Source organism: Rhodanobacter sp. T12-5 (genome assembly GCF_008329435.1).
Classification (GTDB): domain Bacteria; phylum Pseudomonadota; class Gammaproteobacteria; order Xanthomonadales; family Rhodanobacteraceae; genus Rhodanobacter.
Genome location: NZ_NPKN01000010.1, coordinates 1 through 14,825, shown reverse-complemented (window position 1 = coordinate 14,825; position 14,825 = coordinate 1). Strand labels below are relative to the sequence as shown.

Here is a 14,825-nt window from a genome sequence, read left to right as displayed (position 1 = left end):
CACTACGCAGATATTTCAATGGAGTTGAATGATTCATGAGCACCGCCTTTCTGCTCGATCCCGCCCGACTTGATCGCCCGGATACCAAGGTGCTGCACCATCCTTTTCCGTTCATGGTGGCGCACGGTCAATTGCCGGATGAGTGGCGCGGCGACCTGGATCGCGACTTTCCGCGTTATGCCAGCGCCGGCTTTTTCCCGTACGAAGCGAGCGATTGCGGTCCCTCCATCAACGCATTGATCGCCAACATGACGGCACCGGCATTCGCCAGTGCGGTCGGGCAACGGCTAGGCATCGACAATCTGGGCCAGTATCCAACCCTGGTGACTCTCTGTCGTCTGCTCAACAAGCGCCATGGCACCATCCATACCGACAGCAAATCCAAGGTGGCCACGGCACTCATCTATCTCAATGCCCAGTGGCCTGATACCAGCGACGGCTGCCTTCGCTTCCTGCATCGGATCGACGACATCGACAGTATCGTGATCCCGGAACTGGCCCCGCTCTATGGCGAATTCGCCGTGTTCAAGCGATGCGAAAACTCCTTCCATGGGCATCTGCCTTATGAAGGCGAGCGTCGGGTGATCCAGGTTGCCTGGCTCACCAGCGAAGAAGAGAAATTGCGCAAGACGAAGCGCGGCAAGTTTTCGCGCGGGTTCAAGAAGTTGTTCGGCAAGCTCGATACCAGGCTCGGCGCGGGCCGCGATCGAAGCGCTTCACACCCCGACTGAACTCACACCCGGTCCACCCGCCCACGAAGTGCCCCCATCACGAAGGCGGCGGACACGTCACCCAGCGGCTCCCCAAATAATCGCCGACGCCCTCCCGGCAGTGATGCACGATGCTGCGCGAACCACGCTGGCGGGCTCAAACCGGGCTGGAAATCACATCGTCCAGTTGCCATTGCCCGGGGACTCGACCCGCCAGCCAATACGCCGCCTGCAAGGCGCCGCGCGCAAAGATCGAACGATCCGTGGCGCGATGGCCCAACTCCAGCCGCTCGCCCTGCCCGATCAGCATGGCGGTGTGTTCGCCGACGATATCGCCGCCACGCACCACCGCAAATCCGATGCTGCCTTCGGCCCGTTCGCCCGCTTGGTGTCCGCGGTTGTACACCGCTGTGGCTTCCAGTGTGGTATCGCGTGCAGCGGCGGCAGCTTGACCGAGCGCGAGCGCGGTGCCGGAAGGCGCGTCCCGTTTGCGGTTGTGATGCGCTTCGACGATTTCCACATCCCATGCCGGCAGTGCAGCAGCGGCTGAGCGCAGCAATCGGGTCAATACCGCCACGCCGAGACTGAAGTTGGCGGCACGCAGGATGGCGATGCTCCTGCCGGCGTCGGAAAGTCGCGCCTCCAGTTCCGTATCGATGCCGGTGGTACCGCTTACCAGCGCCGAGTGGTGCGCCAGACAGTGATCGAGTGCGGGTGCAAGGGCCGCCGGACCGCTGAAGTCGATGATGACATCCAGTGGAGGCGCTTGCGTCCAGTCGTGTGCATAACGCAACGAGCCCGCGGTGCCGACGAAGACGGGTTTCCCGTCGTGGGCCGAACCGGGTGCCACCACCGCATGCACCAACTCGAAACGGCCATCGCCGCCGAGCAGTTCCAGCAGGGCACGACCCATCCGGCCGGAAGCACCGTTGATGGCGAGGCGAACGGGTCCGGTCATCGGTATGCTCCAGTCAAGACCGTCGATTGCCACATGCTGCCACGCGGGCTGCGAGCCTCACGCGGTGACCTTCGACCAGAACTGCTTCACCCCATCGACCCAGCTCTTGGCGCGCGGGGTGTGCTTGCCGGCATCGCTGCTGTCGAACGTGGCCTCCAGCGATTCCAGCAATTCGCGCTGCTGTCTGGTCAGTCGCACCGGCGTCTCCACCACCACGCGGCAGATCAGGTCGCCGTGACGGCTGCTGCGCACCGACTTGACGCCACGGCCACGCAGACGGAACTGGGTGCCGGTCTGGGTCTCCGGCGGGATGCTGATCGGCACCTCGCCCTCCAGCGTCGGCACGGGCAACTCGGAGCCCAATGCAGCTTGCGAAAACCGGATCGGCAGCTCGCAATAAAGATCACTGCCCTCGCGCTGGAAGATCGCATGCTCGCGCACGCGCACTTCCACGTACAAATCGCCAGCCGGCGCGCCGGACGGGCCTGCTTCGCCCTGCCCGGTCAAGCGGATGCGATCGCCATTGTCGACCCCCTCGGGGATCTGTACCGACAGTGTGCGGGTTTCCTCGATCCGACCTTCGCCGTGACACTTCCTGCATGGTTTTTCGATCGCCTGCCCGGTGCCGCCGCAATGCGGACAGGCCTGCTGGATCGAGAAGATGCCGTTCTGCATGCGTACCTGGCCATGGCCATGGCAGGTCTTGCACTTGCTGGTCTTGCCGTCTTCCGAACCGCTGCCGTTGCAATGATGACAGTTGACCTGGGTCGGCACTTCGATCTGCCGGCTGACGCCAAAGACGGCCTCTTCCAGGTCGAGCTCCATGATGTAACGCAGGTCGGAGCCACGCCGCGGACGGCCGCGACCGCCACCGCTCCTGCCGAAGATATCGCCGAAAATGTCTCCGAAAATGTCTCCGACATCGCCAAAACCGGCGCCGCCACGACCGCCCATGCCGTGCTCAAAGGCAGCGTGGCCGTGCTGGTCGTACATTGCGCGCTTTTGCGCGTCGGACAGCACCTCGTAGGCTTCCTTGGCCTCCTTGAACTTGTCCTGCGCGGCTGGATCGTCCGGACACCGGTCCGGATGGTATTTCATCGCCAGTCGACGGAAGGATTTCTTCAGCTCGACATCGCTGACGCTGCGCTCGACGCCCAGCACTTCGTAGTAGTCACGCTTGCTCATTCATGCATCCACACTGCTTGTCGCGCCCCCGCAGGAAACAAGAATTCCCTGCTTGCCATTCAACAAACAGCCCGTGCCGGGAGAATTCCCGGCACGGGCTGGTCCATCGGCCGTGCCGATGACATGACCGATTATTGCTTGTCGTCCTTCACTTCGGTGAACTCGGCGTCGACCACGTCGTCCGGCTGGGCCGAACCGCCGCCCGGCGCGGATTGTTGCGCCCCGGCACCGGATGATGTGGCGTCTCCGCCCTGCGCTGCTGCATACAGCGCCTGCGCCACCTGCTCCAGTTTCTCGACCTTCGACTCGATCGCAGCCTTGTCATCGCCGTCCTTGACCTTCTCCAGATCGGACAACGCGCCCTCGATGCTGCTGAGCTGATCGGCCGGCACCTTGCCGCCGTGTTCCTTCAGCGCGCTGCGGGTCGCGTGCACCAGCTGATCGGCCTTGTTGCGCGTGGCGACGAGCTCGTGGAACTTCTTGTCCTCTTCCTTGTTCGCCTCGGCGTCGGCGACCATCCGCTGGATCTCCTCGTCGGACAGGCCCGAACCGGCCTTGATCTCGATCTTCTGTTCCTTGCCGGTCTTCTTGTCCTTGGCCGACACGTGCAGGATGCCGTTGGCGTCGATGTCGAAGGTGACCTCGATCTGCGGCATGCCGCGCGGCGCCGGGTCGATGCCCTGCAGGTCGAACTTGCCCAGCGACTTGTTCGCGCTGGCACGCTCGCGCTCGCCCTGCAGCACGTGCACAGTCACCGCGGTCTGGTTGTCGTCGGCGGTGGAGAAGGTCTGCGAGGCCTTGGTCGGCACCGTGGTGTTCTTCTCGATCAGCTTGGTCATCACGCCGCCCATCGTCTCGATGCCCAGCGACAGCGGGGTGACGTCGAGCAGCAGCACGTCCTTGACCGAACCGCCCAGCACGCCGCCCTGGATCGCCGCGCCCACGGCGACGGCCTCGTCCGGGTTGACGTCCTTGCGCGGATCCTTGCCGAAGAAGTCCTTCACCGACTCCTGCACTTTCGGCATGCGGGTCTGGCCGCCGACCAGGATCACGTCGTCGATGTCGGACACGCGCAGGCCTGCATCATTCAGCGCCGTGCGACACGGCTCGATGGTGCGCTTGACCAGCTCTTCCACCAGCGACTCGAGCTTGGCCCGGGTCAACTTGATGTTGAGATGCTTCGGGCCCGACGCGTCGGCCGTCACGTAGGGCAGGTTCACGTCGGTCTGATGGTTGGTGGACAGCTCGATCTTGGCGCGCTCGGCCGCGTCCTTCAGGCGCTGCAACGCCAGCGGATCCTTGCGCAGGTCGATGCCCTGCTCCTTGTTGAACTCGTCGACGAGGTAGTCGATGACGCGCATGTCGAAGTCCTCGCCGCCAAGGAAGGTGTCGCCGTTGGTGGCCAGCACTTCGAACTGCTTCTCGCCGTCGACTTCGGCGATCTCGATGATCGAAACGTCGAAGGTGCCGCCGCCGAGGTCGTAAACCGCGATCTTGCGGTCGCCGCCCTTCTTGTCCAGACCATAGGCCAGCGCAGCGGCGGTCGGCTCGTTGATGATGCGCTTGACGTCGAGCCCGGCGATCTTGCCGGCGTCCTTGGTGGCCTGGCGCTGGCTGTCGTTGAAGTACGCCGGGACCGTGATCACCGCTTCGGTGATCGTCTCGCCGAGATAATCCTCGGCGGTCTTCTTCATCTTCATCAACACCTTGGCGGCGATTTCCTGCGGAGCCATCTTCTTGCCGTCGGAGGTCTGCACCCAGGCGTCGCCGTTGTCGTGCGCGACGATGGCGTACGGCACGATATGCAGGTCTTTCTGCACCTCGGCGTCGGTGAACTTGCGGCCGATCAGGCGCTTCACCGCGTAGAAGGTGTTTTTCGGATTGGTCACGCTCTGGCGCTTGGCCGAGGCACCCACCAGCACTTCGCCGTCCTTGTTGAAGGCGACGATGGACGGCGTGGTGCGATCACCTTCCGAGTTTTCGATGACCTTGGTCGTGCTGCCATCCATGACAGACACGCAGGAATTGGTCGTGCCCAGGTCGATACCGATGATCTTACCCATGTGTATGCTCTCCTAAAGTATTCTTGCGGCCCCCGCGGCCGCGATGATTTTCAGATGGGGGGCCTGCTCTGGCGATTCAATGCCGGCAGGATCCCCGAATGCGCATGCCGGTGCGCCGTTCAGGCGCGCCCGACGAGGAAGTTCAGTCTTTCGCCACGGCGACCAATGCCGGACGCAGCAGGCGATCGTTCAGCACATAGCCCTTCTGCAGCACGCCGACCACGGTGCCGGGTTGCTGGCCCGGCGCTTCCACCATGCTCACCGCATGGTGGCGCTCCGGGTCGAGCGGCTGACCGAGCGGGTTAACCTGGGACATGCCGTGGTTTTCGCCGACCTTCAGCAATGCCTTCAAGGTCAGGTTGAGACCTTCGCGCATCGACGCCAGGTCACCCCCCTCGACCGCCAGGCCACTCTCCAGTCCATCGTAAACCGGGAGCAATTCGTTCAGCAGCTTCTCGTTGGCGAAACGGCGCGCCTGTTCGAGATCGCGGTGCAATCGCCGACGCTGGTTCTCCAGTTCCGCATGCTCGCGCAGAACCGTCTCGCGCAACTCGGCGTTGTTTGCCTCCAGCTCCGCCACGCGCGCCTGCAGGTTTTCCAGCTCGGCCGTCACGGACTCGCCGGGCTGGCCCTGTACCGGCGTCTCTCCCGGCGACTGCGGATCGTTGTTCTGCATGCATCACTCCAGAGCAAAGTTCGTGGCCGGCATGTGAGCCGACCGTTATTGATGTGAAAACCCCCGCTTCCCGCAGCGGTTATAGGGTCGTGGCGACGCGATTCAAGGCATCGCTGAGCAATCCGGCGGTGGCCTGCACCACCGGGATCACCCGCTCGTAGGCCATACGGGTCGGGCCAATCACTCCGACCGCGCCCAGCACCCGCCCTTGCGCGCCGTAGCTGGCGGTCACCACGCTGCAACCATCGAGCGCGGTGAAACCGGATTCCTCGCCGATGAACAGCCGCACACCGGGAGCCTTGGCGCAAACTTCCATCAGCTGCAGCAACTCGTTCTTCTGCTGGAACGCATCGAACAGTTCGCGCAGGCGCACCAGGTCGGCCAGCTCCGAATACGCCATCAGGTTGGTCTGGCCGCTGACCAGCACGTCGCTGCCGCCCGCCTGCGGCGCAAACGAGGCCGTGGCCAGTTCCATCGTGCTGGCCAACAACCGGTTGAGCTCGCTGCCGGTTTCGCGCAACTCGGCCAGCAACCGCGTGCGGATGTCGTCCACGCGCAGGCCGGCGAACTGGGTGTTCAGATAATTGGCCGCCTGCTCAAGCTCGCGGGCGTCGAGCGGCTTGGCGAGTTGCACGATGCGGTTCTGCACCTGGTTGTCGGTGAATACCAGGATCACCAGCACGCGCGCGTCCGGCAGTGCCACGAAGTCGATATGCCGCAGCGGGAAGTCGGCTTGGCGCGGTACCGTGACCACGCCGGCGAAACGGGTCATCGCCGACAACAGGGTCGACACGTTGCCGAGCAAGTCCAGCGTGGTCGTCGGCCCCGGCGGCAGCTCGCGCTGCAGGCGCGCCATGTCGTCGTGCGGCAGCGGCTGCAGTTCGATCAGGCTGTCGACGAACAGGCGCAGTCCCCGTGGCGTCGGCACCCGCCCGGCCGAGGTATGCGGCGAGGCGACCAGGCCGGCATCCTCGAGGTCGGCCATGATGTTGCGGATCGTCGCCGGGCTCACATCCAGCCCCGACGAGCGCGACAACGTGCGCGAACCGACCGGTTCGCCATCAACCAGATACTGGGCGATCAGCGTGCGCAACAGGCGGCGCGCGCGGGCGTCGAGGTCGTGGCGAGGCGGGTTGATCATGCGCTGAGGTGACCCATGTGTAGCAATCCTTGAGACCCGACAGAAATAAGGTCTGCGCGCGTAGCTTGCAAGTGGCGATACTTCCTGAGGCCGGCGGCGGGAACGCAGGCGGCCGGGACTTCGCCCCTTTTGGCGAGCACTCATCTTGACCGGTAGACCAGGGCCAGGCGCTCAAGGAATCGAAAGGGTCGGCTCGGGATCGCCTCGCTCAACCGGTTTGCACCGTCCGGGCTCCTGCCACCCCGGGCTGCCGCTACAATCCATCCACCTCATCATTTGCCTGCCCATGCTAACTTCGCTCTACGTCCGCCATTTTGCCGTCGTCGAAGCCGCCGAGATTGCATTCGGGCCTGGCCTGACCGTAGTCAGCGGTGAAACCGGCGCCGGCAAGTCGCTGCTGGTCGATGCCTTGATGCTGCTGGCCGGTGCCCGCGCCGACAGTGGCGTGGTGCGCACCGGCAGTGATCGCGCCGAACTCGCCGCGGAGTTTGATCTGACCGAATTGCCACTGGCCCGCGAATGGCTTCAGCGCGAGGAACTCGACGAAGAAGGCGGCTGCCAGTTGCGTCGGGTGATCCGTGCCGAGGGCAGTTCCAAGGCATGGATCAACGGCCGCCCCGCCAACGCCCGCCAACTGGGCGATCTCGCCTCGCTGCTGGTCGAGATCCACGGGCAGCATGAGCACCAGGCACTGCTCTCGCGCTCGCATCAACTGGCGCTGCTTGATGCCTACGCCGCACACGATGGCGTGCTGGAACAGGTGCGGGAAAGCGCCCTGAAATGGCGCGAACTCGGCGTCCGCATACTCAAGTTGAGCGGTGGCGAAAATCGCGACCAACGCATCGAGTTGCTGCGTCACGAGATCACCGAGCTGGAAAAGTGGGCGCTGCCAACCCCGGAGTTGACCGACCTTGAGGCCAGCCACAAACGCCTTGCCAACGCCGGACGACTCGCCGAAGGCACCGCCGGAGTCGTCGAACTGCTCGACGGTGACGGTGAGTTCGCATTGCGCCGCGCGCTTGGTCGCGCCCATGCCGAACTGGGCAAGCTCGCTGCGCTCGACGACAAGCTGACACCGCTGCTGGAACTGCTGGACAACGCCGGCATCGAGCTTGGCGAAGCCGCCGATGGTCTGGGACGGTATGCGCAGGATGTCGACCTGGATCCGGAACGCTACACCGAAGTCGACAACCACCTGGCACGCTTGCATGATTTGTCGCGCCGGCATCGTTTGCCCGTACCCGAGCTGCATGACAAGCTGGCTGAATTGCGCATCGAACTGGCCGAACTCGAAGGCGCCGGCGACGCACTCGAACGACTTGCCGCACAACGCCAGCGACTGCAACTCGACTATGCCGACGCTGCAGCCCGCCTGAGCCAGTCACGTACAGCAGCGGCCAGCCAACTTGGTGACGAAGTCAGCACGCTGATGGGCGAACTGGGCATGGCGGGCGGGATTTTGCGCGTCGAATTGGAGGCGGTCGCCGGCGATGAACCGGATCCGCAGGGTCAGGAGCGCTGCGAGCTGCTGGTCAGCGCCAACCCCGGCCAGCCACCGCGGCCATTGCGCAAGGTTGCGTCCGGCGGCGAACTGGCCCGCATAAGTCTTGCGATCGAGGTGGCAACGCTGGGCAAGGACACCGTCGGCAGCATGATTTTCGATGAGGTTGACTCCGGCATCGGCGGCGCCGTGGCCGAAGTGGTCGGGCAAAAATTGCGTGCGTTGGGCGGGCAACGCCAGGTGCTTTGCGTCACCCATCTGCCACAAGTGGCGGCACAGGGCCACGCACACCTGCGCGTCAGCAAGCACAGCGATGGCGATTCCACCCTTACGCGGATCGACCGACTCGATGCCCGCGGCCGGCGCGATGAACTGGCGCGCATGCTGGGCGGTGTCGAGATCACCCGCGAGACACGAGCTCACGCGAAGCAGATGCTGGAGCGCGCGCAGACCGCCTGAAACACGCGCCCCAACATGCCAACCGTCCTGCTCACCCGCTGGGCGGCAGCAGTCCCCGTTCGGTGGCCATCCGGTACAGATCCAGCTCCGACCCGGCCCCGAGCTTGCCCATCAGGCTGGCGCGATGGATGTAGACGGTCTTCTGGCCGATTCCCAATTCCCCCGCCACCTGCTTTGGCGCGCGACCACCGGCGAGCAACAGAAAAACCTCGCGTTCGCGCGCGGTCAGACGGTTGATCGGATCCAGCGCCGCATTCGGCCGATCCGCCCGGCGCTGCAAAAGATCGGAACTCAGGAAGCACTCGCCTTGCATGACGGCACGAAGGCCCGCCACCAGTTCCTCTGGTGCCACACCCTTGGTGACGTAGCCACTGGCGCCGCGACGCAAGGCCTCGGACACGTAAGGCTCGCCGTCGTGCATGCTCAACACCACCACACGCGTCTGCGTGGATACGCTGAGCAGGTGCTCGATGAGGGGGAGTCCGCTGCCGTCAGGCAGGGTAAGGTCCAGCGCCACCAAATCGGGACGCCAGTGACCGACCGCCTCGACCGCATCATCAGCACTGCGGCACTCGGCCACGACATCGAGATCGGGCTCCATCTCGATCAATCGTTTGAACCCTTCGCGAACGATGGCGTGGTCATCGACCAGAACGATGCTGTACATCGCGCTACTTTACACATTGATCCATCATTTATGCACGTCCATCCTCGATCATTGGTGCCCACGCCTATCCCGAGTCACGCGTGCGAACACACATGTACCATCGGCACATGCGCCTGAAATCATTCCAGCTCCCCGATTCCGGCCCGTTGCTCGCGACGGGCTACCTGGTGTTCTGGTTGCTGCTGTGGCCCACCGTGCAGCCGTTCTGGATGCTGCCCTATGGCCTGCGCTTCGGCGCGTTGCTGCTCGCTCCTGTGCGCTATTGGGGCTGGCTGCTCGGTGCAGAACTTGCCGTCACCGCAGGTATCGACCTGACCCACGGATTGCGCGGAGGCTGGCTCGGTTTTGCGATCAATGAATTCCCCGAGCCGCTGGTGATGGCGGCCAGCTTGTGGCTGCTGCGCCAGTTCAACCTGCATGCCAGCTTGCACAGTCCGCAGGAAGTGACTCGGATGCTGCTGTCGGTGATCCTCGTGGTTACCGCGACCACCGTCGTCGACGCAGCCCTGCTGGCGCTGATCAATTTGCCCGCATCATCCGAACTGATGATGCGGGTACTCGGCGAGGAGTTGCTGAGCCACTACCTTGGCATCCTGCTGATCGCGCCATTGATGATCATGGTGCTTCGCACCAAGATCGAACGGAGGGCACTGACCAGCCTGCTCATGGACGGGTTGCTGGTCATGCTGCCCTCGATGACGATCTTGCTGGTGCTGTCAGAACAGGCCGCGCCACAGCCGCAGTTTGCCCGCGTCCTGTCGCTCGCCCCGGTCTTGTTTTTCGCGTTTCGTCACGGCTGGCGCGGCGCAAGTCTGGCGATGATCATCTCCAGTCTCGGCATGACGATGGTCGACCGGCATTTGGGCCACGCCCCTTCTGGCGCAGCCGCCTACTTGTTCCTGGCCGTTGCGGGTACTGGCGCACTGATGCTGGGCTCGGCCACCGACGCGTTGCGCCGCAGCAGCAAACGGGTAGCGGAGCAGAACGTCTACCTGGGTGCGGTCAACCGCCGCCTGGATCAGCTCGCCCAACAATTGCGGGGGGCCGCTCGTGGCAATCTGCAGGCGGATGAAAACCAGCGCCGGCATCTGGCCGCCGAACTGCACGACGAACTGGGTCAGAACATCACCGCCATCCAGACCCACGTGAAACTGGCTCAAGCCAGACTGCTTCAGGCCGGCATGGAAGACATCAGCACGTCGATCAATGCCATCCTGGCGCATATGCGACGTGCGCTGCATCGGCTGTTGGACGATTTGCGACCGGCCGTCCTGGACGAATTCGGCCTGCTTCGCGCGCTCGACGAAGGTCCGATCCGTGATCTGCTGAATGCCGCCGGCATGGTCTATCACACGGAGTTGCACGGTGATCCCCGGCTTCTCGATGACGATACCCGTACCGCCATCTATCGGCTGGTCCAGGAAAGCGCGACCAATGCGGTCAAACATGCACAGGCCGGCGAATTCCGACTACGCCTGCGTATCGGCGAACGCCGCGGGATCGCGCTGGCCGTGCTCGACCTGCGCGACGACGGCACCGGCCTGCCCAACCGACTGCCCCGTGGCGGCCGCGGCTTGCAAGGGATGCGCGATCGGGTCACCTCGCTCGGCGGTCAGTTTCGCTTGCGTCCCGATCATGCCGGCGTGCACTTGCGCATTTTGCTGCGGGGCAACAACACCGTTGCCGAGGCGTGTGAACAAGACTAGGAATTTTTCCGATACCGGAAACGTGAAAACCTCGTTACGCTCCTTCCCATCGATGTGGGGGAGCCACCATCGCAGGATGGTGGATCAGCGTCGCCGTGGGGACGGTGGGCGCTGAAACAACGGCAGGATGCCGTTTTGCCACTACCTGGATACCACTCCGGGGCAATCGCGAAACATTTCGCGGGCCGAGGCGGAACAGGTAGAGGAGCAGCCGCGGGCGGACAGGAGTCCTCCTCGCGGCTTTTTTATGCGCGTCGTTCAAGGTTCAGCATGACGTGCAAGGGCGCGCTCCCTGCGCAACCAGGCGTGGCGCGCCGCACAGACTCAACTTTTCCGTGAGTGCTGTTTCGGTCGCACATACAACACCAGGCTGTGATCTTCGATCACATAACCGTGCCGCGCGGCGATTTCGTGCTGCAGGCGCTCGATTTCCTCGCTGACGAACTCAATCACTTTCCCGCTGTCCACATCAATCATGTGGTCATGATGCTTGCCACGATCGAGTTCATAGACGGCCTGACCGCCCTCGAAGTTGTGCTTGACGATGATGCCTGCCGCCTCGAACTGGGTCAGCACGCGATACACCGTGGCCAGGCCAATGTCCTCCTGGTGGGCAAGCAGTTTCTTGTAGACGTCTTCGGCGGTGAGATGCTGCACACCCTCCTCGTCGAATATCTGCAAGATGCGCATGCGCGGATGGGTCACCTTGAGACCGACCCGGCGCAGCTCTTTGGTTTCCTGTTCCATAACCCACACCCCGCGCACGGCGTCGCCAAGCCGGTAGTGTATCATCCGACACCTTTACGACCCGGACGCAACACGCATGCAAAAGCTGATCACCCTGCTGGTTTTCGCCATGCTGGCGCTCTCCATCGCCGGCTGCCACATCGTCTACACGCCCGATGTGCAGCAAGGCAATCTGCTCGACAAGAAAATGGTGGATCAGCTCAAACCCGGCATGACCAAACACCAGGTACTGGTGTTGATGGGCACCCCGTCAGTGACCTCCCCGTTCGACCACAGTCGCTGGGATTACGTGTCGACCCAGTCGCATCGTGGCGGCAAGCTCAAAGTGCGTACGTTCACGCTGACCTTCAACAACGACACGCTGGTACGTACCGAGGGTGACTTCTTTGCCCAGGATGCGCAGCAATTGGTCAAGGACAGCAAGAAGTACCACGCCGACTATCCTGTCAACGAGACGGAAGGCGACAAGAGCAAGACCCCGAACGACCGCAAGGATGACGGTGGCTTCGGCAAGGACAACGACCCAGGCCACTGACGGGCGACGCTTCAACCGGCGCGTCGTCGGCGCGCCTCCATCGGATCCAGCAGGAGCGGCCGGAAAATCTCTATCCGGTCGCCTTCGTGCACTATCCGATCCGGCTGCACCCTGTGCGCGAAGATGCCCAGACGTCGACCGTCGATTGCACCGTCCGGGAGCACGGCGGCTATTCCCGACGCGTCGATCGCCTGCATCACCGTGCTCCCGGCGGGCAGTTCCAGCCGTCGCAAAACGTGCCAGTCGGCCTCGGCATAAACCACGGTCACGGCAATCGTGCGATCAGCCATACACACGCTCGGCCTCGCGGCAAAAATCGTCCACCATGCGCCCCGCCAAGCCTTGAAAACCAAGCTTCAACGCTCCGCCACCAAGCCGACCGGCATAGTCGAAGTCCAGCGCAAAAGCGACCTTGCAACCTGCATCGCCCAAGGCAACGAAATCCCACACGCCTTCGAGCGTACGGAAGGGCCCCTCGACCAGATCCATCTTCAGGCGCCTTGGCGGATCCACTGTATTGCGCGTAGTGAAACTCTGCCGGAACCCGGCGAACCGGAGATCCAGCTGCGCCACCAGCACATTATCCCGACGCTCGATGATCCTGGCACCAGCACACCAGGAGAAACGCTTTGGGTATGCTTCAACCTCATTGACCAGGTCGAACATCTGCGCCGGCGAATACTTCACCAACGCGCTGCGGCGGATTTCGATCACGGCAACCTCTTCACATCACGCTTGGCTTGGCCCGACATGCGGCCGGACCAACATCAGGGCAACAAAGCCCGAGTTTAACGGACATGGCCAAAACGAAGGACAAGGACAACAAGGGCAGCGGCACGATCGCGCTCAACAAGCGCTCCCGTTTCGAGTACCACATCGACCAGCGATTCGAGGCCGGCATCGCCCTGCAGGGTTGGGAATTGAAGGCACTGCGCGCCGGACGGATCAACTTCGGCGACAGCTACGCGGTCGTCCTGAAAAACGAGATATTCCTGATCGGCACCTCCATCCCGCCGTTGATCAGCGCATCCACCCACGTCATCGCCGAAGATCGACGCACCCGCAAACTGCTGCTGCATCGCAAGGAAATAGATCAACTGGTTGGTGCCGTCGAACGCAAGGGCTACACCCTGGTGCCCACCGCGATGTATTGGAAGGGCAACAAGGTCAAGGTCGAGATCGGCCTCGCCCGCGGCAAACAGGAACACGACAAACGCGATACCGAAAAGCAGCGCGACTGGCAGATCGAGAAACAGCGCACCATGCGCTCGCACAACCGCAGCGCCTGAATCACATCCGACAAAACCAAGAAAGCCCCCGATAAATCAGGGGCTTTTAATTGGTGGAGGTGGCGGGAGCCTTTCCCCAACATTCGCCAAGTGCTGATTTTACTTGATTTTTCTCTCAAGCAATTCAGAACTCGACAACGCTCGTGATACCTCACTTGATACCTACAAGGGTACCACACCAAGGCTGGCAAGATTCCAAGGCTGCGTGCGCTCAAGCGATGCTTACAGAGGTACGATTGGTTGGAATCCGCGAGTAAGGAAAGCGACGATGGGGAGTTTCAGGCTTAAGGCTGACAGAATAGAGATCGTTCAGGCTCTTTTACAGAATGGTTTCCCTGGGGTCACGGTCACGGTCGACGACATGGGTGCTCACAGGCAAAAGCTCGGCACCTATCAGACCAAGAGTGTCCCGACATTTGACGATGCGTCCAGCATCCTCCAAGTGATTGTCCACATTGGCGAGGGCGTGGCCATCAAGGTATTCGCCGATTGGTTCACGGCCTTGTTGAAAAAGTATAGATCTGAGAAATCGGAGATAGACGGCACGCAGTTACCGAACTCAGACGCGGAGATAAAAACCATCGTCAACGCTGCCGCGAACTCCTCAGTGAATGTGATAGTCAATGTTCATCAGGGCAGCCCGAAGCAAGACAAATAAAATCGTAGCCAGCTAGGGGCTTGGCTTCGGAGTAGGAAAACTTGCCCAACCTTGAGCCGTGACCCGCGTTGCAGGTCGTTCCGATGGTCGCGGTGGAAAAGTAGGGACGCCTTGGGCTGGTTGGAATGCTTTGTGTGGAACGATTTTAATGGCGAAAGCGTCATCGGCTCTGGCCTTGTATCCCTTTCCCCTTCCTGACCGCTTGTGGCCGTATGCGTGAAGGCTGGCGGTTGAGCGGTGCCCCATGAAGGCGGCCGCTTCGCTGGGAGTGGTGGTGCCATCTTCAATCCCCGCCTTAAGGTCCGAGCCAACGGCGTGGCGGAATGAATATAGCGACAGGCCTGGAACCAATGCATTCAATAAACGGTTTGCGCTGCGTACATCCGCCTCCGTCGTATGCAATGGGTTCTACCCCGTTAACGCGGACACTTCTAAGAAGACCGATCATGGTCAAAAAGGAGTGTCATGTCCAAGCGAAGAAAGTTCAGCGACGAGTTCAAGCGGGAGGCCGTCGGCCTAACCCGTCAGCC

15 protein-coding genes are annotated in these 14,825 nt (G+C 62.5%); 6 read left to right on the top strand and 9 right to left on the bottom strand.

Annotation, left to right across the window (positions count from 1 at the left end; translation table 11 throughout):
- Positions 1–35: 35 nt before the first annotated feature.
- A complete protein-coding gene (locus CIW53_RS16795) occupies positions 36–731 on the top strand; it encodes a 2OG-Fe(II) oxygenase (protein ID WP_149365879.1) in 696 nt (231 codons plus the stop codon).
- A gap of 136 nt (positions 732–867) precedes the next feature.
- On the opposite strand, the gene dapB is transcribed toward CIW53_RS16795, so the two are convergent.
- The 5 genes from dapB to hrcA all read right to left on the bottom strand — a co-directional run bounded on the left by dapB (position 868) and on the right by hrcA (position 6,733).
- Positions 868–1,668, bottom strand: coding sequence for a 4-hydroxy-tetrahydrodipicolinate reductase (gene dapB / locus CIW53_RS16790; protein ID WP_149365878.1), 801 nt, complete (start codon positions 1,666–1,668; stop codon positions 868–870).
- Positions 1,669–1,725: 57 nt separating this feature from the next.
- On the bottom strand, positions 1,726–2,853 hold the full coding sequence (gene dnaJ, locus CIW53_RS16785; RefSeq protein ID WP_149365877.1) for a molecular chaperone DnaJ: 1,128 nt from the start codon (positions 2,851–2,853) through the stop codon (positions 1,726–1,728).
- A 131-nt stretch (positions 2,854–2,984) separates the two neighbouring features.
- Positions 2,985–4,916: a molecular chaperone DnaK gene (dnaK, locus tag CIW53_RS16780; protein WP_149365876.1), complete on the bottom strand. Its 1,932-nt coding sequence runs from the start codon at positions 4,914–4,916 to the stop codon at positions 2,985–2,987.
- A 142-nt stretch (positions 4,917–5,058) separates the two neighbouring features.
- A complete protein-coding gene (gene grpE, locus CIW53_RS16775; protein ID WP_149365875.1) occupies positions 5,059–5,592 on the bottom strand; it encodes a nucleotide exchange factor GrpE in 534 nt (177 codons plus the stop codon).
- A gap of 79 nt (positions 5,593–5,671) precedes the next feature.
- On the bottom strand, positions 5,672–6,733 hold the full coding sequence (gene hrcA, locus CIW53_RS16770; RefSeq protein WP_149365874.1) for a heat-inducible transcriptional repressor HrcA: 1,062 nt from the start codon (positions 6,731–6,733) through the stop codon (positions 5,672–5,674).
- Between the two features lie 286 nt (positions 6,734–7,019).
- On the opposite strand from hrcA, the gene recN reads away from it, so the two are divergent.
- Positions 7,020–8,693: a DNA repair protein RecN gene (recN, locus tag CIW53_RS16765; RefSeq protein ID WP_149365873.1), complete on the top strand. Its 1,674-nt coding sequence runs from the start codon at positions 7,020–7,022 to the stop codon at positions 8,691–8,693.
- A 31-nt stretch (positions 8,694–8,724) separates the two neighbouring features.
- On the opposite strand, the gene CIW53_RS16760 is transcribed toward recN, so the two are convergent.
- Positions 8,725–9,360, bottom strand: coding sequence for a response regulator transcription factor (locus CIW53_RS16760; protein WP_149365872.1), 636 nt, complete (start codon positions 9,358–9,360; stop codon positions 8,725–8,727).
- Between the two features lie 107 nt (positions 9,361–9,467).
- On the opposite strand from CIW53_RS16760, the gene CIW53_RS16755 reads away from it, so the two are divergent.
- A complete protein-coding gene (locus CIW53_RS16755) occupies positions 9,468–11,066 on the top strand; it encodes an MASE1 domain-containing protein (protein ID WP_149365871.1) in 1,599 nt (532 codons plus the stop codon).
- A 324-nt stretch (positions 11,067–11,390) separates the two neighbouring features.
- Here CIW53_RS16755 and fur read toward each other — a convergent pair whose 3' ends face one another.
- Positions 11,391–11,813, bottom strand: coding sequence for a ferric iron uptake transcriptional regulator (gene fur, locus CIW53_RS16750; protein ID WP_149365870.1), 423 nt, complete (start codon positions 11,811–11,813; stop codon positions 11,391–11,393).
- Positions 11,814–11,889: 76 nt separating this feature from the next.
- On the opposite strand from fur, the gene bamE reads away from it, so the two are divergent.
- A complete protein-coding gene (gene bamE, locus CIW53_RS16745) occupies positions 11,890–12,348 on the top strand; it encodes an outer membrane protein assembly factor BamE (protein WP_149365869.1) in 459 nt (152 codons plus the stop codon).
- Positions 12,349–12,359: 11 nt separating this feature from the next.
- Here the strand turns inward: bamE and CIW53_RS16740 are convergent, their stop codons facing one another.
- The gene (locus CIW53_RS16740; RefSeq protein ID WP_149365868.1) at positions 12,360–12,638 is read right to left on the bottom strand and encodes an RnfH family protein; all 279 of its coding nucleotides are present in this window, start codon (positions 12,636–12,638) and stop codon (positions 12,360–12,362) included.
- The gene (locus tag CIW53_RS16735) at positions 12,631–13,062 is read right to left on the bottom strand and encodes a type II toxin-antitoxin system RatA family toxin (RefSeq protein ID WP_149365867.1); all 432 of its coding nucleotides are present in this window, start codon (positions 13,060–13,062) and stop codon (positions 12,631–12,633) included. Before CIW53_RS16735 ends, CIW53_RS16740 begins: the two co-directional genes overlap by 8 nt.
- Positions 13,063–13,145: 83 nt before the next feature.
- Between CIW53_RS16735 and smpB the strand changes: the two genes are divergently transcribed.
- Together smpB and CIW53_RS16725 are read left to right on the top strand one after the other, a co-directional pair.
- Positions 13,146–13,637 (top strand): SsrA-binding protein SmpB, encoded by a 492-nt coding sequence (gene smpB, locus CIW53_RS16730; protein WP_149365866.1) that lies wholly within the window; start codon positions 13,146–13,148, stop codon positions 13,635–13,637.
- Between the two features lie 103 nt (positions 13,638–13,740).
- Positions 13,741–14,295, top strand: a complete 555-nt coding sequence (locus tag CIW53_RS16725; RefSeq protein WP_149365865.1) for a hypothetical protein — start codon at positions 13,741–13,743, stop codon at positions 14,293–14,295.
- Positions 14,296–14,825: the final 530 nt, after the last annotated feature.